We start from the raw sequence: 18,162 nt of genomic DNA on the forward strand, positions 1-18,162 counted from the left end.
ATTGTAACCGCCGACAATAAATGAAGAAAACATGTGTAAGCGACATGCTTTTCTGTCGATCCGTATCACGTTTTTGTGTCATGCTCCTTGAGAAGATCAATGCAGATGGTAGTTTACCAGCCATTGCGGATTGTTACTGCGTAAGCAGGCAAAACCAGATGCTCGTTCTTGTTACGGGTGTCTGGTTTTTTTGTTTCCAGGGTTTGAAAAATGAAGATTGCCAAAATACTCAACAATAATGTCGTCACCGTAATCGACGAAAACAATAATGAGTCGGTTGTGATGGGACGCGGGCTGGGCTTCAAAAAGCACTCTGGCGATCTGCTGGACGAAACGCTGATTGAACGGGTGTTTGTAATGAAATCTGGAGAACTGACATCGCGCTTACAGGAGCTGCTGTCAGAAATTCCGATGGATGTCATTACAACAGCAGACAAGATCATTCTACTGGCAAAAGCTCGTTTGCCCGGGAAACTGCAAAATAGCGTCTATATCTCTTTAACGGATCACTGCCACTTTGCGATAGAGCGCCACAAGCAAGGCGTGGATATCCGCAACGTGCTGTTATGGGAAATAAAACGCCTGTACCCGAAGGAATTTGCCGTTGGTCTGGAAGCGCTGGATATTATTGAACAGCGTCTAACCGTGCGGTTACCGGAAGATGAGGCCGGGTTTATTGCTCTGCATTTGGTTAATGCGCAGCTTGACAGCGAAATGCCGGAAGTATTGCAAATAACCAAAATCATGCAGGAAATACTGAATATTGTAAAATATCAGCTGAATCTGGATTATAACGAGCAAGCGTTAAGCTATCATCGATTTGTTACGCATTTGAAGTTTTTTGCACAACGGTTAATAGGAAAAAGCACCGTATTTAGTGATGATGAGTCACTGCATGATGTAGTAAAGGAAAGATATCAACTATCTTATCGCTGTGCGGAAAAAATACAGGCGCATATTATTCAAAAGTACCATTACACATTAACGAAAGAAGAGTTGATGTTCTTAACGATTCACATTGAACGCGTGAGAACGGAAGGCCTGGATAAAATAGAATCAGGTGATGGGGAATAATTTCTGCTAATTTGCTTTTCGTCACAAAATAGCAGTGTGGCAAGATAAATATCTTGCTTACGGTGAAAGTGAAAGAATAGAGTATGTGGAAAGTAAATTATCAGATGAAGTGGTTTTTTATTGTCGGCACATGAGTTGTGCTGGCATATAAACAGGATTGTTACTGTCGGGCTAGTCTCAGCAGACAGGCAAAACCTAAATCGTTTTCTCAATGCTTATTGGGAAAAACGATTTAGGTTTTTTTTTGTCTCAAACAGAGCTGGCAAACATAACATATTGATATATATGTCTGTTAAGTATTTAAGGATAGACGATGGAATACAAAGCATTAGCAAGTGAGATACTCGATGGTGTCGGCGGACGTGGCAACATCATTAGCGTGATACACTGTGCAACCAGGCTGCGTTTTAAACTAAAAGACAACAAAAAGGCGGATGCAGCTGCGCTGAAAAATAATTCAGGCGTGATCATGGTGGTTGAAAGTGGCGGACAATTTCAGGTCGTCGTAGGCAATCATGTTAGTGATGTGTATCGCAGCTTACTGAATGTTTCTGGATTGACCGATCAAAATGATTCCGCAAATCATGGGGAAGATGATGAGAAAAAAGGAAATATTTTCTCTCGCTTCATTGATATTATTTCTGGCATTTTTACGCCATTAATTGGCGTGATGGCAGCATCCGGTATTTTAAAAGGTTTTCTGGCGCTCAGCCTGGTTTGTGGTTGGATGGTCGAGACCAGTGGAACGTATAAAGTTCTATTTGCTGCGAGCGACGCACTATTCTTTTTCTTCCCGATTGTTTTAGGTTATACCGCTGGGAAAAAATTTGGCGGCAATCCATTTGTTACCATGGTGATTGGCGCTACGCTGGTACACCCATCAATGATTGCTGAATTTGGTGCGATGCAGAATGCCGGTTATCAACAGCTTTATTTCCTCGGCATTCCGATTACCTTCATTAATTATGCCTCTTCGGTTATACCGATTATTTTCTCGGCCTGGCTGGCTTCACGTCTGGAAAGGCCGCTAAATGCCATTTTGCATATTAATATCCGCAATTTCTTCACGCCACTGCTGTGCCTTTGTATCACTGTTCCCGTTACGTTCCTGCTGATTGGCCCTGCTGCAACCTGGCTTGGGCATATGCTGGCCAGTGGTTATCAACTGATTTATGGGCTGAACTCCATGATTGCAGGGGCGTTGATGGGGGCGCTGTGGCAGGTGTTCGTTATTTTTGGCCTGCACTGGGGCTTAACACCACTGATGATCAACAATCTCAGCGTGTTGGGGCATGACACTATGATGCCTCTTCTGGTTCCGGCCGTCTTAGGGCAAGCCGGTGCGGTATTGGGTGTGTTACTACGTACCCGTGATATGAAGTTAAAAGGTATTTCCGGTTCTGCTTTCTCGGCTGCAATCTTTGGTATTACCGAACCTGCGGTATATGGCGTTACGTTACCGCTGAAGCGTCCTTTCATATTCGGCTGTGTCGGTGGCGCAATGGGGGCCGCAATTCTGGGATATTTCCATACCACTATTTATTCCTTCGGCTTCCCGAGCATTTTCACCTTTACGCAGGTTATCCCACCGACAGGTGTCGATAATACGGTCTGGGCCGCCATTATTGGCACGGCAATCGCCTTTACCTTCGCGGCGGTTGCTACCTGGGCCTTTGGGATTCCTCCGCAAGAAAATACGGCAGCAGTGAGCGCTCCCGCGTCTGCACCACAAGCGACACAGAACCAAAACGATACAACGCGTAAACAAGCGATAGCCAGCCCGATTGAGGGAACGGTTCTGAATCTTGAGCAAGTTGGTGATGAAACGTTCGCCAGCGGATTAATGGGGAAAGGTATTGCGATTAAACCGTTGGCTGGGCGCGTTGTTTCACCGGTGAATGGGACGGTTGCTTCGTTGTTTAAGACCCATCATGCCATTGGCCTCGAATCAGAAGAGGGAGCGGAGGTGCTCATCCACGTCGGCATCGATACGGTGAAATTGGATGGTCAGTATTTTACCGCACACATTAAGACTGGCGATGTCGTGAAACAGGGCGATCTTCTGGTGGAGTTTGACTATCAGGCGATCGAAAAAGCCGGTTATGACACGACAACGCCCGTCATTATCACGAATAGCGAAAATTACGTTGATGTTCTGCCTACAGCCGGAAACACCGTGCAGGAACAGGGCGCATTGTTGACGTTAATCCGCTGACATTCACATTTACGACCCAATTGGGAGGAGAGAAGATGAGCCATCAGTTTCCGAAAGAATTCTTGTGGGGAGGCGCGATCGCAGCCAATCAGGTTGAAGGCGCGTATTTAACGGATGGCAAGGGGCTATCAACGTCCGATTTACAGCCACAGGGTATTTTCGGCGAAATCGTCATGCGTACGCCGGGCGACAGCGGAACGAAAGATACCGCGATCGATTTTTATCATCGCTACCCTGAAGATATCGCGCTCTTTGCTGAAATGGGCTTCAAATGCCTGAGAACTTCTATTGCCTGGACGCGTATTTTCCCGCAGGGCGATGAAACCCAGCCAAATGAGGCGGGGTTGGCATTTTACGATCGCCTGTTTGATGAAATGGCAAAGTATGGCATTCAACCGCTTGTGACGCTGTCCCACTATGAAATGCCGTACGGTCTGGTGAAAAATTACGGCGGCTGGGGAAGTCGTGAAACGATTACGTTCTTTGAGCGCTACGCTCGCACGGTATTCCAGCGCTATAAAGACAAAGTGAAATACTGGCTGACGTTCAATGAAATTAACTGCGCATTACATGCCCCATTTACCGGAATTGGTTTACCTACCGAGAGTAGTAAGCAGGATATTTATCAGGCGATTCATCACCAGCTCGTTGCGAGTGCTAAAGCGGTGAAGGCGTGTCATGACATCATCCCTGATGCCAAAATCGGCAATATGATGTTGGGTTCCATGTTCTATCCATTAACCTGCAAGCCTGCGGATGTCATGGAAACGATGCAGCAGAACCGCGACTGGTTGTTCTTCGGTGATGTGCAAACCAGAGGATATTATCCGGCGTACATGAAGCGTTTCTTCGCACAGCACGGTATTACGCTGTCCGTAACCGAAGACGATCGTCAGTCGCTGAAGGAAACCATCGACTTTATCTCTTTCAGCTATTACATGACGGGTTGTGTGACCACCGACGAAGAAGTGAATCTGAAAGCTCGCGGTAATATTTTAAATATGGTGCCGAACCCGCATCTGGAAAGCTCCGAATGGGGTTGGCAGATCGACCCAGAAGGGTTGCGTTATTTGCTGAACTATCTGTATGACCGTTACCAAAAACCGCTGTTTATTGTGGAAAACGGTTTGGGTGCTAAAGATAAACTTGAGAGCGATGGCAGCATTAACGATGACTATCGTATCAAATACCTGAACGATCACCTGTATCAAGTCGGCGAAGCGCTAGAAGATGGCGTTGAGGTTATGGGTTACACCTGTTGGGGGCCTATCGATCTGGTCAGCGCGTCAAAGGCTGAAATGTCGAAACGCTACGGCTTTATTTATGTCGATCGCGATGATGAAGGCAACGGCACGTTAGAGCGTCGGCGCAAGAAAAGTTTCTATTGGTATAAAGAGGTTATTTCCTCTAATGGTGAAGCGTTGAAATAAATCAGCGTATCGAGACGTCATTTACGCATTCATTCTCAGAGAAAATTCCTGGAATGAATGCGAACTCTATTTTTTTACTACCCATGGGAAAGATGGCAGGAGAATAAAATGAAAAAGGAGGAAGTGGGCTAGCCATTAAATTATATAAACGATCATTTGGGTTTTACAAAAAGCTTTTTATAAATAGACGAACCATCGGCTGGCGTCGGAATGGCTTCGTTTTAAATTTAATAATGTACCCTACTCGGATAATAATCATGCGTAAAAAATTCCCTGTAAAGATGATGGTATTACTGATGTCGTCAGTGTTTTTGTCTAATGGTGCTATGGCCGCAAAATTGACCGTAGAAGAAAGACTGGAATTATTGGAGAAAGAACTGGCGGCAAATAAAGCCGAATTGCAGTCAACGAAAAAGGAACTGCGGGAATATAAGACGATTGCTGAAAATAAAACACGCGTAGCCGCAAATTCAACAACGAAAGAGAAAACACTTGCTGTTACATCAGTTGACAGTTCTCAGGCGAGCTATGCTGTCGTTGCCCCAGTTGCTCAGCCTGCGACAAACACGGTTGATGTTGCCGCTACAGCAAATACGCAGCCAAAACCACTGACGCTCGCTGAAATTAGCAAATACGTCAAAAATGATCTTGGCTTTAGCTACACTGGCTATTTCCGTTCTGGATGGGCAACTGCCGATCATGGTTCACCAAAATCTTATGCGATCGGTTCGCTGGGTCGTTTTGGTAATGAGCACAGCGGCTGGTTCGATCTTTCCTTAAATCAAAAAGTATTTGAAGAAGGTAATAAACGCGTTGATGCCGTAGTCCAATTGGATGGCAATGTGGGTATGCAGTACAACAGTGCCTGGTTTGGTGAAGATGCCACTAACGAAAATAAACTGCAATTCTCTCAAATGTACGTCACAACGAAAGGGTTTTTACCGTTTGCGCCAGACGCTGATTTTTGGGTCGGTAAAAATACGTTGCCGGTTTATGAAATTCAGATGCTGGACTGGAAAAGCCACCGTTCAGAAGCAGCAGGTGGTGTAGGTATCGAAAATTGGCAGTTGGGCGTGGGGCAGCTTGATCTCTCTTTGAATCGTGAAGACGTTAACGCGCGGCATGCGCTATATAATCCACGCAATAGCAGTTCACCTCAGGATAAACACCAGGTCAATACCAACGCCGTTGATATCCGCTATAAGGGTATTCCGCTATGGGACAATGCAACGCTGTCTCTGATTGGTAAATATGCGCAGGCCAATAAAGACAATATACAGAAAAATGACGAAAGCGATGGTTTATCTTATAAGTTGAAGGATGCCTGGACTGCTGGTGTAATTTTACGTCAGGGATTATATAACGGCGGGTTTAATGAGTTTACCTTGCAGGGGGCTAGCAATGCTATCGCCAGCGGTTTTGCTAATATATCCGATGCTAACCCAACGTATAGCCGCAATGGTGATTACTACGGTAATCACTCAGGAAATGCATTCCGTGTGATCTCGCAGGGAGAAATGTATTTGCGTGATGATATTATCATGGCTAATGCATTAGTTTATTCAAAAGGGAACGATATCTATAGTTATGACACGGGGGCAAATACTGACTTTGATAGCATCCGTGCTGTGCTTCGTCCTGCCTATATTTGGGATAAATTCAATCAGACGGGTGTGGAATTGGCGTACTTTAACCAAACCAATAAAACGAATAGCGTGAATTACCATGAATCTGGTTATAAAACCACGCTGTATCACGCTATCAAAGTGAATACCAGCATGCTGACGTCACGACCAGAAATTCGTTTTTATGGTACTTACCTGAAAATCGAAGATAACGACATCAGTCAGGCCACATTTAACGACAGTAAGAGCGATCAATTCTCCTTGGGTGTTCAGGCAGAAGTCTGGTGGTAATACCTTTCATCACGTCGGCACCGCGACAGTGGTGCCGTCACATTTAGCAAAAACAGACTCGATTACGTGATAGTCGGGATGGGATTACGTGAATGAACATGAATAAAATATCTTTATCATTATTAGCTCTGGGCGTGCTGTCTGGCGTTTCTATCAATGCGTCTGCTGCACTACCTACCGATTTTCCTGTTATGCCTTCGGCAATCGTTCCTGTAAGTCAGTATGTCACGGCCGTTAACGCAGATAGCAGTATCACTTTCCGGCTGTTTGCGCCCACGGCGAAACAGGTCAGTGTTTTTACTGGTTCAACGCCCGATAGCATCGTGTCTCATGCGATGACGAAAGATGAATCAGGCGTGTGGTCGTATAAAACGCCAATACTGGCACCGAATCTGTATGAATATTTCTTCAGCGTGGATGGTTTTCGCACCATTGATACAGGCACCGCGTTTACCAAGCCGCAGCGGCAGGTGAATACCAGCCTGATTCTGGTGCCGGGGAGCATTCTGGATGTACGTCAGGTACCGCATGGTGAACTGAGAGCGTTAACCTATCACTCCAAAGAATTGAAATCAGAGCGTCAGGTGTATGTTTGGACACCACCGGGCTATAGCGAATCGTCAAAACCGTTACCCGTGCTCTATTTTTATCATGGCTTTGGCGACACCGGCGCGTCTGCCGTGGTGCAGGGGCGGATACCGCAGATGATGGATAATCTGCTGGCAGAGAAAAAAATTGAGCCAATGCTAGTCGTCATCCCTGATACGGAAACAGACGTTCCGGGCATTATCCCGGAAGAGTATCCACCGCAGGAGCGGCGAAAGGAGTTCTATCCGCGCAATGCGCTAGCTGCGGACAGGGAACTTATTCACGACATTATTCCTGAGATCGGCAAACGCTTTCACGTCCGTCAGGATGCGAACGGCAGGGCGCTGGCCGGGTTGTCTCAGGGCGGTTATCAGGCGTTGGTATCTGGCATGAGCCATTTGGATCATTTTGGCTGGCTGGCAACATTCAGCGGCGTTACCACCGAAACGGTGCCAAATATGGCCGTTGCCGCACAGCTTGAGCGACCTGAGCAGATTAATCAGCAACTGAAGAACTTCACGGTGGTGATTGGCGAAACCGATAACATTACCGGTAAGGATATTGCGGGTTTGAAAAGGGTGTTAGAGCAGAAAAATATCCGGTTTGACTATACCCACTATCCTAACCTCGGCCATGAGATGGATGTCTGGCGACCCGCCTACAGCGAATTTGTGCAGAAGCTTTTTAAATAACGTCTTCGTGCTGCGGGCTGAATATTCGCATGTCTGCTTTCTCGGGTGGCAGCTTGAATCACCGGGCTGCCATATCAATGACTGCTAAGCACAGTTAAGGATAATCATGTTTATCTACAGATATTTTTCCCGGTTTGCCATGTTGATCGTGGCATTGCCTTTCCTCAGCGCATTCACCGCTCAGGCTCAATCCTCACCTTTTGATGTAGCCGCTCATAAACAGATCCGCGTCATTATCAGTGCCGACGCTAAAAATGAGGCTGATGATGATTTTGCCGTTGCCCATGCGGTACTAACGCCAACAATGCAGGTGAAAGGGCTGATTGCCGCTCACTACTCTCGTACCGCACCGTTGATGAAACGTGATGGCGAAAACAGCATGATGGAAAGCTATCATGAGCTCCAGCGTCTGATGAATGTGATGGAAAAGACGGACATTCCCGTTTATCGCGGTGCGACGCAGGCGTTGAAAACCGACGGAGGCGCGCCTGTACTGAGTGAAGGGGCGCAGATGCTGATCAAGGAGGCCTTAAAAGACGATCCGCATCCGCTATTTGTATTAGTCATGGGGCCGATTACGGATATTGCCGCAGCGCTCCAGGCTGAACCGAAAATCGCCAGCAAGATGACGGTAGTGTGGATTGGCGGCATGCCTTATCCGAAAGGCGGCTGGGAATACAATATGTTCAACGATCCGGTTGCGGCGAACCACGTATTCAAATCTCAGGTACCGTTATGGCAGGTTCCGCACAATGTCTATATGTCCGTGCGCGTCTCACTGTCTGAACTTGCGGTGCGCGTTAAGCCGCAAGGGAAAGTTGGGGAGTATCTATGGCAACAGCTGATCGAGTTTAATCGTGCGATTTCCGAAACTATCAAAGATGTTCCCTGGCCGAAAAGCGAAGTCTGGGTATTGGGTGACAACCCCTCGGTTTCTCTGTTGCTGGATGACCACGAATATCACTACACGCTGGTCAACGCGCCACGGTTAAACGACGATCTGACTTATGCATCTCAGGAAAATACGCGCCAGATTCGGGTGTATAACGCCGTTGATGCCCGTTTCACGCTGGAAGATTTTTACGCCAAGCTGGCGTTAGCTTATGGTCAGGGAAAGTAAAAACGCGGATGCAGTAAGGTTTGCTACTTAGCTTACTGCTGCGTTTCTGGATTTGCCCTACCGGATCGTCAAATATTGCGCCTTAGCAGAAAGCACACTGGGATGAATGCTCTACATGGGCATGTCATCTCAGTATTCGCTCCGTACCCTTTGATTTTTAAGTACACAATGTCTAAATACTGACGCCTCATATCCTCGTTTTTAGGGATCTGGTTTTTTGCGAACGATTCCCTCCTCTGTGACTGAGACAAGCCTCATATAACTTTCGATACGATTCATTACTTTTCTTTACCTTTGATCAAAAACAATATTTTAAATGCATCTTTTTGCTATTCATAGGGCGAGCAATGTCACGACAGTTGTTGTGGTTTCTGTCAAATGGATAACTAAAATGACCGCCAGCAGGCGGCTTAATGTGGACAAAAACGCATGGTCAGGATAAGCATGTCAATCTCCTATCTGTGGGGCATGGTAGCCAGTCTCTTTCTCATGATGCCAGCCTATTCGGCGGATGTTCCGGCGTCTCCTTCTCCCGCCCCGATAGAGGCAAGAAATTCGGTATTCATCAATCAACACCCCGATCAGTTCAACTCATGGAAAGCGACTAGCGAACAGTCGGAGCGCTACGATGCGCTGGCTGAAGATCCCTACATGGTGATTCTTTGGGCGGGTTATCCCTTTTCCAGAGACTATAACAAGCCGCGCGGCCACGCTTATGCAATAACGGACGTGCGTGAAACGCTACGCACCGGTGCACCGAAGACGGCAGAAGATGGCCCTTTGCCAATGGCGTGCTGGAGTTGTAAAAGCCCGGATGTCGCCCGATTGATCCAACAAGAAGGCGAGGAGGGCTACTTCAAAGGTAAGTGGGCGCGAGGCGGGCCGGAGATTACTAACGATCTCGGCTGTGCAGACTGCCATGATACCGCGTCACCAGATTTTGCTCAGGGGAAGCCAGCGCTGACGCTGTCACGTCCTTACGCGGAACGCGCAATGGAGGCGATTGGCAAACCGTTTGAGAACGCCAGTCGGTTCGGGCAGCAGTCCATGGTCTGTGGACAATGCCACGTTGAGTATTATTTTTCCGGCAAAGACAAAGCGGTGAAATTCCCATGGGATAACGGCACGAAAGTCGAAGACATGGAGAAATACTACGACGCCATTTCCTTCTCCGACTGGACCAATACCTTATCCCGCGCACCGATGCTGAAAGCCCAACATCCAGAGTATGAAACCTGGAGTGTTGGTATTCACGGTAAAAACAACGTGACCTGTATCGACTGCCATATGCCGAAAGTGAAAAACACAGACGGCAAGTTGTACACCGATCACAAGATAGGTAACCCCTTCGATAATTACGGCGAAACCTGTACCAATTGCCATACGCAGGATAAAGCTGCAATGCAGGCGGTTGTCGCTGAACGCAAAACGGCGATTCGTGAATTAAAACTGAAAGCAGAAGAGCAACTGGTTCATGCGCATTTTGAAGCTAAAGCGGCCTGGGATGCGGGTGCAACTGAAGCAGAAATGCAGCCGATTTTGATGGATATCCGCCATGCCCAGTGGCGCTGGGATCTGGCGGTGGCGTCTCATGGCATTCATATGCATGCGCCGGATGAAGGCCTACGGATGCTCGGCACCTCGCTGAGTAAATCTGCTGAGGCGAGAACCAAACTGGTGCGCCTATTGGCGCAGAAAGGGGTGACAAAGGAAGTCAAGCTGCCGGATATTTCGACAAAAGAGAAAGCGCAACAGGCGATTGGGCTCAACATGCAGCAAATCAACGCCGAGAAACAGGATTTCCTGAATATGGTAGTGCCGCAGTGGGATGAGCAAGCGCGTAAAGCTGGACGACTGAACTAATAACCCCTCATCGCCCGTGGACGCGGGCGATCATCAAGTGGAGTGGATATGAGCGTATTACGTTCGTTATTGACTGCCGGGGTGCTGGTATCAGGCATGCTTTGGGCCTTGCCAGGGCTGACGCAGCCCGCACCTCAGGCGGAAAAAGGAGAGCGGTGGACGGTAATGCCACAGCGCAATCCCGATGAGGCTTGTCTACAGTGTCATAAACCGGAAGAGGATGGCATGCAGGGCAAACATACCTCCGCTGTCAACCCGCATAATCAACAGCAGGTGACCTGCACTAACTGTCATGGCAAGCCGTCGTTGCTGCACCGCGAAGGTGTTAAAGATGTTATGCGCTTTAACTTCCCAATGTATAAGGTGGAAGAGCAGAACAGCGTCTGTATGTCATGCCATGCGCCGGAGCAGTTGCAGAAAGCGTTCTGGCCACACGATGTGCATGTGACGAAAGTGGCGTGTGCTAGCTGCCATCAGCTGCACCCCACGCAGGATACTATGCAGACGCTGAACGACAAGAGCCGCATCAAACTGTGTGTGGATTGCCATAGCGATCAGCGCAATAACCCTGATTTTAACCCAGCCTCAGTGCATCTGGGTAATAAGAGGCAGCCATGAGTTGCTCTCGTCGTCAATTTCTTGCCCGTATGGGCGGGCTGATTGCCATCACCAGCACGACGGGGCAGGTTGTCGCACAGACGCTGAATATCAACGGCGTGCGCTACGGCATGATCCATGATGAATCGCTCTGCATCGGCTGTACGGCGTGCATGGATGCCTGCCGTGAGGTCAATCAGGTGCCGGAAGGTGTATCGCGTCTGACGATCATTCGCAGCGAACCGATAGGGACCTTCCCTGACGTGAAATATCGCTTTTTCCGTCACTCCTGTCAGCACTGCGATCGTGCCCCCTGCGTTGACGTGTGCCCAACCGGAGCTTCGTTCCGCGATGCGGCAAGCGGCATTGTGGATGTGAATCCCGATCTGTGCGTCGGGTGCCAATACTGTATTGCTGCCTGCCCTTATCAGGTGCGTTTTATTCATCCGCAGACGAAAACGGCGGATAAGTGCGATTTCTGCCGCAAGACCAACCTGAAAGCCGGAAAACTGCCTGCCTGTGTATTGTCTTGTCCGACGAATGCGCTGACGTTCGGTAACCTTGACGATCCTGACAGCGAGATTGCTCGCCTGCTTCGTCAACAGCCGACCTATCGCTACAAAATCGCGCTCGGCACCCGTCCTAAGGTCTATCGCGTATCGTTTAAATACGGGGAGGTTCATCAATGACGCCTGTGTCTTCAAGCGCATTCCATTTTGATTCGTTAGTCTGGGACTGGCCGATTGCGATTTATCTGTTCCTGGTGGGGATTTCTGCGGGGCTGGTGACGCTGTCGGCCTTACTGCGGCGCTACCATCCCGAACAGGCCACCGCAGACAGTACGCTAATGCGCACCACGCTTATTCTCGCACCGTGCACCATCATTTTCGGATTGTTGATTCTGGTTTTCCACCTCACGCGCCCCTGGACATTCTGGAAGCTCATGTTCCATTACAGCTTTACCTCTGTGATGTCCGTTGGGGTGATGTTGTTTCAGGTTTACATGGCGGCGCTGGTGGTCTGGTTGGTCAATATTTTTAGCGAGCAGGCTATCGTGCTGCAACAGCGCTGGCTACCGAAACTGACAATCTTCCCCAAGGTACTCGGCTGGCTGGCACCGATACAGAAATCGCTGGATATCGTGATGCTGCTGCTGGCGGTGATGTTAGGGGCTTACACCGGATTTTTACTCTCCGCGCTGAAAACCTATCCGCTACTAAATAACCCAATTCTCCCCGCGTTATTCCTGTTTTCTGGGGTGTCCTCCGGTGCGGCAGTGGCGTTGATCGCCATGACCTGTCGCTATCGTCGCAATCCGCATAACGAAGAGGCGCACTTTGTACACCGTATAGAAACACCAGTCGTATGGTTAGAGATCTTCTTACTGTTTGCGTTCTTTATTGGCCTTGCTCTAGGGGATGATGGGAAGCAGCGAGCGCTGGTGGCCGCGCTGGCCGGTGGATTCTGGGCGGTGTGGTTTTGGCTGGGCGTGGTAGGAATTGGATTAGTTATTCCCTTACTGCTCAAGTCGTGGGCTAGCCGTCAGCATTCACCTTATGGCGTGCTGGCAGTCTGCGGCATGAGTTTGGTGGGGGTCTTGCTGCTGCGCTTCTTTATTCTCTATGCGGGGCAGTTAACCGTTGTCTAGTTCCCAGCAAGAGGCGTGTTGATGTTGTTCTTGCCAGAGTTTGGGTATGTGGCGCTGTTGCTGGCAGTTTGCGTCGGTGTGGCCACGGCGTTGCTGACATTTTCAGGTTACATCCTGCGCTGGTCGGGTACTTACCGACTGGCGCAGTGCTGGACGCTGGTGCTGTTTGGCCTTGTGTTGTTCGCATTTGTCGCGCTGACGCTGAGCGTGGTGCAGGATGATTTTTCCGTCAATTACGTCGCTCAGCATAGCCACCGTGATTTACCGCTGGGGCTAAAAATTGCGGCGGTCTGGGGCGGGCATGAAGGTTCGTTGCTGCTGTGGCTGCTGTGTTTATCCGGCTGGAGCGCCGCGTTCGCCTGCCGCTATCGCAAGGCGACGAGCGATCTGTTCCCGCTAACGCTGGCGATGCTCGCGGTGGTTACGGCCGCGCTACTGGTATTTATCATCTTTTTTTCCGATCCTTTTGTGCGTCTCTTCCCGCCTGCGGTGGCGGGGAGGGATCTCAATCCTATGTTGCAACACATTGGCCTCATTCTCCATCCGCCGTTGCTCTATCTAGGCTATGGCGGGTTAACCGTGAGTGCAGCACTGGTATTAGCCGCACTCATTCACGGCGAGTTTACTGCGCCAGCCGCCTGGATTTGCTGGCGCTGGACGCTGCCCGCCTGGAGCCTGTTAACGCTGGGCATCGTCCTGGGATCGTGGTGGGCCTATAACGAGCTGGGCTGGGGAGGATGGTGGTTCTGGGACCCGGTAGAAAATGCCTCATTGCTCCCGTGGTTAACGGCCAGCGCATTGCTCCACAGTTTGTCAGTCACTCGGATGCGCGGCATCTTCCGCCATTGGTCGCTGATATTGGCGCTGTTGACATTCATTTTATGCCTGCTGGGCACGCTGATCGTGCGCTCTGGGATACTGGTTTCGGTTCACGCTTTCGCCCTCGAACATGACCGCTCGGTGCCGTTATTTATCCTGTTTGCCTGTTTAAGTATGGCGGCGCTGGCGGTTTACGGCTGGCGCGCTCAGCTTGTCTGCTCCGCTGCCCGCTTCTCCGGCTGGTCAAGAGAGATAGCACTACTGCTGGTGCTGTTGTTATTTAGTGCCGTCGCGCTGGTGGTGTTGCTCGGTACGCTTTATCCGATGATTTACGGGCTGGTGGGCTGGGGAAAAATCTCGGTAGGTGCTCCTTATTTCAACCGCGTACTCTTGCCCTTCGGTGGTTTGATGCTGCTGCTCATTGGCGTTGCGGCGGGAGGCTACTGGAAGCGCAGTGCACGGTGGTCTGCCCAGCGCTTAGGCGTGACGCTGGCAGTCGGTGTCGTCATTGCTCTGATCTTATGGCCGTATGGATATGGTGTGGCGTTGGCATCCGGTCTGATCGGCTGGGTGATGGCGGCGCAGTGGCTACAGCCGCTGTCGGCGCTACGCCAGCAGCTTCCTGCGCTGTTAGCACATACGGGCGTTGCGCTGTTTGCCTTGGGGATTGCATTCTCTGCGGGGAGCAAGCAGGAAATCAGCGCCAATGTGGGGCAGGGAGAACAAGTCACGCTGGGTGACTATCATTTTCGTTTTTTACAGCTGGATTTAGTGGCGAAGCAGAATTACACCGCAGAGCAGGCGGTGATTGCTATTTATCATGGCGATTCGCCGATTGCCCGCGTCATACCGGAACGCCGTTATTACAACGCACGCAAACAGCAGATGATTGAACCGGGTATTGCCTGGGGGCCAATTAGAGAATGGTATGCCGTGATGGGTGAGAAAACCGGCGAAAATCGCTATGCGATGCGTTTCTATGTGCAAACCGGCGTTCGCTGGGTGTGGGGCGGCGGCATGTTAATGGTCGCGGGCGCACTGCTGGGGTGGCTCCGAGGGAGAAGAGTCTATGACTAAACTCTTTGCGCTTCTTCTCCTGCTGTTAGCTTTTTCTTTGCCGGCACAGGTGGTTGATACCTGGGTGTTTTCCAGTCAGGCACAGCGTCAGGACGCTATGGCGATTGCTGGGGAATTACGCTGCCCGCAGTGTCAGAATCAGAGCCTGCTGGAGTCGAATTCGCCCGTGGCGGTCAGCATGCGCCATGAGGTTTTTTCCATGGTGGAGCAGGGCAAAGACAAGTCAGAAATTATGGCGTTTATGAACCAGCGCTATGGCGATTTTGTTCAGTACAACCCCCCGATGAAAATGCAAACTGGCATTCTTTGGCTAACGCCATTGCTCTTGCTGTTAGCGATAGCGGTGATTGCGTGGCGAGTGATACGGAGACAGAACCGAGGGGCGCGCTTATGAGTCTGCTAAACGTGTTGATCGTCGCTGTTGCTGTTCTTGCTCTGGCTGTTGGACTGCTGTGGCCACTATTGCCTCCGCGCGAACGGGAAGAAGATGGCACGCTACCGCGTCTAGCGGAGCGCATCTGGCATTTTCAGTGTGAACAGGCAGGGAAGCATCTGTCCGAGCATGAGGCCAGGATGCTAGGGCGCGAACTCGCTCACGACCTGCCGTTAACGTCATCCTCTTCTTCTGCGCGGCGTCCGATGCCGGCTATTGCCGTTGTGGCTGTGGTCATCGTTATCCTATTGAGTAGTGCAACGTTCTACATATTTAGCCAGCGCGGCGCGCTCGTTCAGATGGAGCGCCAGCGGCTTGCCGATCCGCTACGCGATTTTAGCGATGGGCAACAGCAGGAAAAACAGCTTGCTACCTTGCAGGACAAGATTCGTAAAACGCCGGGTGATAGCGTCCTCTGGGCTGAGATGGGTGAATATTATCTTTACCGGAACGCGTATGAGAATGCGCTGCGCGCTTATCGTCAGGCGATTGCGCTGAAAAGTGACAGTGCGGAACTGTATTCGGCGCTGGCGACGGTGCTGTATTACCAGTCTGGTCAGGTCGTCACGCCTCCCATGCAGGAGATGGTCGATAAAGCGCTGGCGCTGGATGCCAACGAAATTACGGCACTGATGCTACTGGCGTCTGATGCGTTCCTGAAAGCGGACTATGCGCGTGCGATTACGATCTGGCAGCGCCTGTTGGATACGTACAGCCCCCGGGTTAACCGCGCTCAATTGATAGAGGCGATCAACACAGCAACGCTGCTGAAAAACAGCCAGAAGTAACAGGCGATACGTTTCGCTTTAGTGCCTTTGGGGAGAGCTTGTTGTCCGGTGTGAGAAATTATGCTGAGGAGGTAGTTGGCTTAGGATGGGCCGCAGGACGCGGCGAAAGCTTGCGTCACGCCGGACAAAACGTCAGAGACGTTTTTGAACAGCACGTGTGCTGGCCCGCAGGGCGAGCCCCATTTATGGGCGAGTAACCGTGTCGCAAACGGTCCGTAAAGCCAGATACCGACGAAGGCACCGCGCAGCGGCATAATTTAGCCGGAAGCCAGGGTTCGCAGGGCGACGGCGATTGAGCCACCCTGCGTCGGGCGCGTGCTGAACGGTAGCATAAAATGGCGGTCTTGTAGCGCACGAAACGGTCTCGGTGGCTGTATAAAAATATGCTCAATAGATTTCTGGTTTAAGTGTGTCGGCGTGGTTTTCGATACGGCTCGATGATAGGGATAACCGGAATCACCGACTTTATTGATCTCAATAAAAAAGATTAACTCTTTATGGTTACGCCCCCTGAGAGGGGGAGTAAAGGCGTCATGTTATTCTATAGCCACTAAGAAAGTAGGAGTACACCCCGATGTTAGAAGCGCGCGATGTGGTTTGCATACGCGATGAGCATGTGCTGTTCAGCGCGCTGTCGTTTACGGCTAGCCCAGGGGAAATGGTGCAAATCGCTGGTGCCAATGGGGTGGGGAAAACATCGCTGCTGCGCATCTTAAGTGGTCTGGCGACGCCCGAATCGGGGGAAGTCTGCTGGCAGGGACGACGAATCAACCGCATGCGCGAGCATTTTAATCAGCAGCTTCTGTGGTTAGGCCATCAGCCGGGTATCAAGAGCGTCCTGACCGGTGAAGAAAACCTGCGCTTTTTCTATCCGCAACAGCATCAAGATGCACATTGGCAGGCACTCGCCGCCGTCGGGTTGGCAGGATATGAAGACGTGCCTGTGGCGCGTCTGTCGGCGGGGCAACAGCGTCGCGTCGCACTGGCACGTTTGTGGCTTACCGACGTGCCGCTGTGGATTTTGGATGAACCGCTTACCGCGCTTGACGTAGCGGGCGTCGAAATGCTGACACAGCGTATGGAATACCATATTGCGCACGGCGGCATCATTATTTTAACGACCCATCAGCCGCTGCGTCCGTTTGCTCAGGGCATTCGCTGTATTCAGCTCACGCCGAGTGAAGGCGCTCCATAATGCGGCGACTGATTGCTCGAGAACTGCGCGTCGCGTTACGTAATAACGCCGAAATCCTCAACCCGCTGTGGTTTTTCCTCATCGTCATCATCTTATTCCCACTGGCCATTGGGCCAGAACCGCAGCTATTGATACGCGTGGCACCGGGCGTGGTGTGGGTCGCGGCACTGCTCGCGTCTCTGCTGGCGATGGATCGCCTTTTCCGTGATGACTATCAGGACGGTTCGCTGGAACAGCTGACGCTGCTGCCGTTGCCGTTACCGTTGGTAGTAATGGCGAAAGTGGTGGTGCACTGGATGGTGAGTGGGCTGCCGCTGTTACTGCTTTCGCCGCTGGCGGCGCTTCTGTTTGGACTGGACAGCCATGGCTGGTGGGTGATGGCGTTAACGCTGTTGCTCTGCACGCCGACGCTGAGTTTTCTCGGTGCTATTGGCGCGGGATTAACGGTCGGGCTGCGCCGCAGCGGCGTGTTGTTAAGCCTGTTGGTATTGCCACTGACCATACCGCTGTTGATTTTTGCCACGGCGGCGATAGAGGCCGCAATGATGCAACTGCCAGTGGGCGGTTATCTGGCGATCCTAGGTGCTTTTTTGGCAGGTAGCGCGACCCTAAGCCCGTTTGCCACGGCAGCGGCGTTGCGGGTGAGCATACAATAATTTTCCGATCTCAGGATCGCATTCGTCGTCCCGTTGGGATGCGTTTTACGC

15 protein-coding genes are annotated in these 18,162 nt (G+C 50.7%); all 15 read left to right on the forward strand.

Annotated features, from left to right (window positions below):
- Positions 1-210 precede the first annotated feature (210 nt).
- The 15 genes from licT to ccmB all read left to right on the forward strand — a co-directional run bounded on the left by licT (position 211) and on the right by ccmB (position 18,111).
- Entirely contained in the window at positions 211-1,074 is an 864-nt protein-coding gene (gene licT / locus CLR69_RS03040) for a BglG family transcription antiterminator LicT (RefSeq protein WP_129711692.1), read from the forward strand.
- Positions 1,075-1,387: 313 nt separating this feature from the next.
- Complete coding sequence (gene bglF / locus CLR69_RS03045) at positions 1,388-3,289, forward strand: PTS beta-glucoside transporter subunit IIABC (RefSeq protein ID WP_129711691.1); 1,902 nt, start codon at positions 1,388-1,390, stop codon at positions 3,287-3,289.
- 35 nt (positions 3,290-3,324) lie between these two features.
- Positions 3,325-4,719 (forward strand): glycoside hydrolase family 1 protein, encoded by a 1,395-nt coding sequence (locus CLR69_RS03050; RefSeq protein WP_129706080.1) that lies wholly within the window; start codon positions 3,325-3,327, stop codon positions 4,717-4,719.
- A 257-nt stretch (positions 4,720-4,976) separates the two neighbouring features.
- Positions 4,977-6,635 carry a carbohydrate porin gene (locus tag CLR69_RS03055; RefSeq protein WP_129711690.1) on the forward strand — a complete coding sequence of 553 codons (1,659 nt, stop codon included), beginning with the start codon at positions 4,977-4,979 and terminating at the stop codon, positions 6,633-6,635.
- A gap of 92 nt (positions 6,636-6,727) precedes the next feature.
- Positions 6,728-7,915, forward strand: coding sequence for an esterase (locus CLR69_RS03060; RefSeq protein ID WP_129711689.1), 1,188 nt, complete (start codon positions 6,728-6,730; stop codon positions 7,913-7,915).
- Positions 7,916-8,021: 106 nt separating this feature from the next.
- A complete protein-coding gene (locus CLR69_RS03065; RefSeq protein ID WP_129711688.1) occupies positions 8,022-9,035 on the forward strand; it encodes a nucleoside hydrolase in 1,014 nt (337 codons plus the stop codon).
- A gap of 444 nt (positions 9,036-9,479) precedes the next feature.
- On the forward strand, positions 9,480-10,898 hold the full coding sequence (gene nrfA / locus CLR69_RS03070) for an ammonia-forming nitrite reductase cytochrome c552 subunit (protein ID WP_277950122.1): 1,419 nt from the start codon (positions 9,480-9,482) through the stop codon (positions 10,896-10,898).
- 48 nt (positions 10,899-10,946) lie between these two features.
- Positions 10,947-11,516, forward strand: coding sequence for a cytochrome c nitrite reductase pentaheme subunit (nrfB, locus tag CLR69_RS03075; protein ID WP_129711686.1), 570 nt, complete (start codon positions 10,947-10,949; stop codon positions 11,514-11,516).
- Entirely contained in the window at positions 11,513-12,184 is a 672-nt protein-coding gene (gene nrfC / locus CLR69_RS03080; protein ID WP_129711685.1) for a cytochrome c nitrite reductase Fe-S protein, read from the forward strand. Before nrfB ends, nrfC begins: the two co-directional genes overlap by 4 nt.
- The gene (nrfD, locus tag CLR69_RS03085) at positions 12,181-13,143 is read left to right on the forward strand and encodes a cytochrome c nitrite reductase subunit NrfD (protein WP_129711684.1); all 963 of its coding nucleotides are present in this window, start codon (positions 12,181-12,183) and stop codon (positions 13,141-13,143) included. The genes nrfC and nrfD overlap by 4 nt, the downstream gene beginning before the upstream one ends.
- A gap of 21 nt (positions 13,144-13,164) precedes the next feature.
- Positions 13,165-15,039, forward strand: a complete 1,875-nt coding sequence (locus CLR69_RS03090; RefSeq protein ID WP_129711683.1) for a heme lyase CcmF/NrfE family subunit — start codon at positions 13,165-13,167, stop codon at positions 15,037-15,039.
- A complete protein-coding gene (gene nrfF, locus CLR69_RS03095; protein WP_129711682.1) occupies positions 15,032-15,433 on the forward strand; it encodes a heme lyase NrfEFG subunit NrfF in 402 nt (133 codons plus the stop codon). The genes CLR69_RS03090 and nrfF overlap by 8 nt, the downstream gene beginning before the upstream one ends.
- Entirely contained in the window at positions 15,430-16,260 is an 831-nt protein-coding gene (gene nrfG / locus CLR69_RS03100; protein WP_129711681.1) for a heme lyase NrfEFG subunit NrfG, read from the forward strand. Before nrfF ends, nrfG begins: the two co-directional genes overlap by 4 nt.
- A gap of 574 nt (positions 16,261-16,834) precedes the next feature.
- On the forward strand, positions 16,835-17,455 hold the full coding sequence (gene ccmA, locus CLR69_RS03105) for a cytochrome c biogenesis heme-transporting ATPase CcmA (RefSeq protein ID WP_129711680.1): 621 nt from the start codon (positions 16,835-16,837) through the stop codon (positions 17,453-17,455).
- Positions 17,455-18,111 (forward strand): heme exporter protein CcmB, encoded by a 657-nt coding sequence (gene ccmB / locus CLR69_RS03110; protein ID WP_129711679.1) that lies wholly within the window; start codon positions 17,455-17,457, stop codon positions 18,109-18,111. The genes ccmA and ccmB overlap by 1 nt, the downstream gene beginning before the upstream one ends.
- The last annotated feature ends 51 nt before the right edge of the window (positions 18,112-18,162 follow it).

This window comes from Pectobacterium zantedeschiae, from assembly GCF_004137795.1.
Taxonomy (GTDB): Bacteria; Pseudomonadota; Gammaproteobacteria; order Enterobacterales; family Enterobacteriaceae; genus Pectobacterium; species Pectobacterium zantedeschiae.

Coding starts and splice junctions, on each gene's coding strand:
- nrfB (WP_129711686.1), top strand. CDS start 10,947: ATGAGCGTATTACGTTCGTTATTGACTGCCGGGGTGCTGGTATCAGGC.
- nrfA (WP_277950122.1), top strand. CDS start 9,480: ATGTCAATCTCCTATCTGTGGGGCATGGTAGCCAGTCTCTTTCTCATG.
- CLR69_RS03065 (WP_129711688.1), top strand. CDS start 8,022: ATGTTTATCTACAGATATTTTTCCCGGTTTGCCATGTTGATCGTGGCA.
- CLR69_RS03090 (WP_129711683.1), top strand. CDS start 13,165: ATGTTGTTCTTGCCAGAGTTTGGGTATGTGGCGCTGTTGCTGGCAGTT.
- ccmB (WP_129711679.1), top strand. CDS start 17,455: ATGCGGCGACTGATTGCTCGAGAACTGCGCGTCGCGTTACGTAATAAC.
- nrfD (WP_129711684.1), top strand. CDS start 12,181: ATGACGCCTGTGTCTTCAAGCGCATTCCATTTTGATTCGTTAGTCTGG.
- licT (WP_129711692.1), top strand. CDS start 211: ATGAAGATTGCCAAAATACTCAACAATAATGTCGTCACCGTAATCGAC.
- CLR69_RS03060 (WP_129711689.1), top strand. CDS start 6,728: ATGAACATGAATAAAATATCTTTATCATTATTAGCTCTGGGCGTGCTG.
- ccmA (WP_129711680.1), top strand. CDS start 16,835: ATGTTAGAAGCGCGCGATGTGGTTTGCATACGCGATGAGCATGTGCTG.
- nrfF (WP_129711682.1), top strand. CDS start 15,032: ATGACTAAACTCTTTGCGCTTCTTCTCCTGCTGTTAGCTTTTTCTTTG.
- CLR69_RS03050 (WP_129706080.1), top strand. CDS start 3,325: ATGAGCCATCAGTTTCCGAAAGAATTCTTGTGGGGAGGCGCGATCGCA.
- nrfG (WP_129711681.1), top strand. CDS start 15,430: ATGAGTCTGCTAAACGTGTTGATCGTCGCTGTTGCTGTTCTTGCTCTG.
- nrfC (WP_129711685.1), top strand. CDS start 11,513: ATGAGTTGCTCTCGTCGTCAATTTCTTGCCCGTATGGGCGGGCTGATT.
- CLR69_RS03055 (WP_129711690.1), top strand. CDS start 4,977: ATGCGTAAAAAATTCCCTGTAAAGATGATGGTATTACTGATGTCGTCA.
- bglF (WP_129711691.1), top strand. CDS start 1,388: ATGGAATACAAAGCATTAGCAAGTGAGATACTCGATGGTGTCGGCGGA.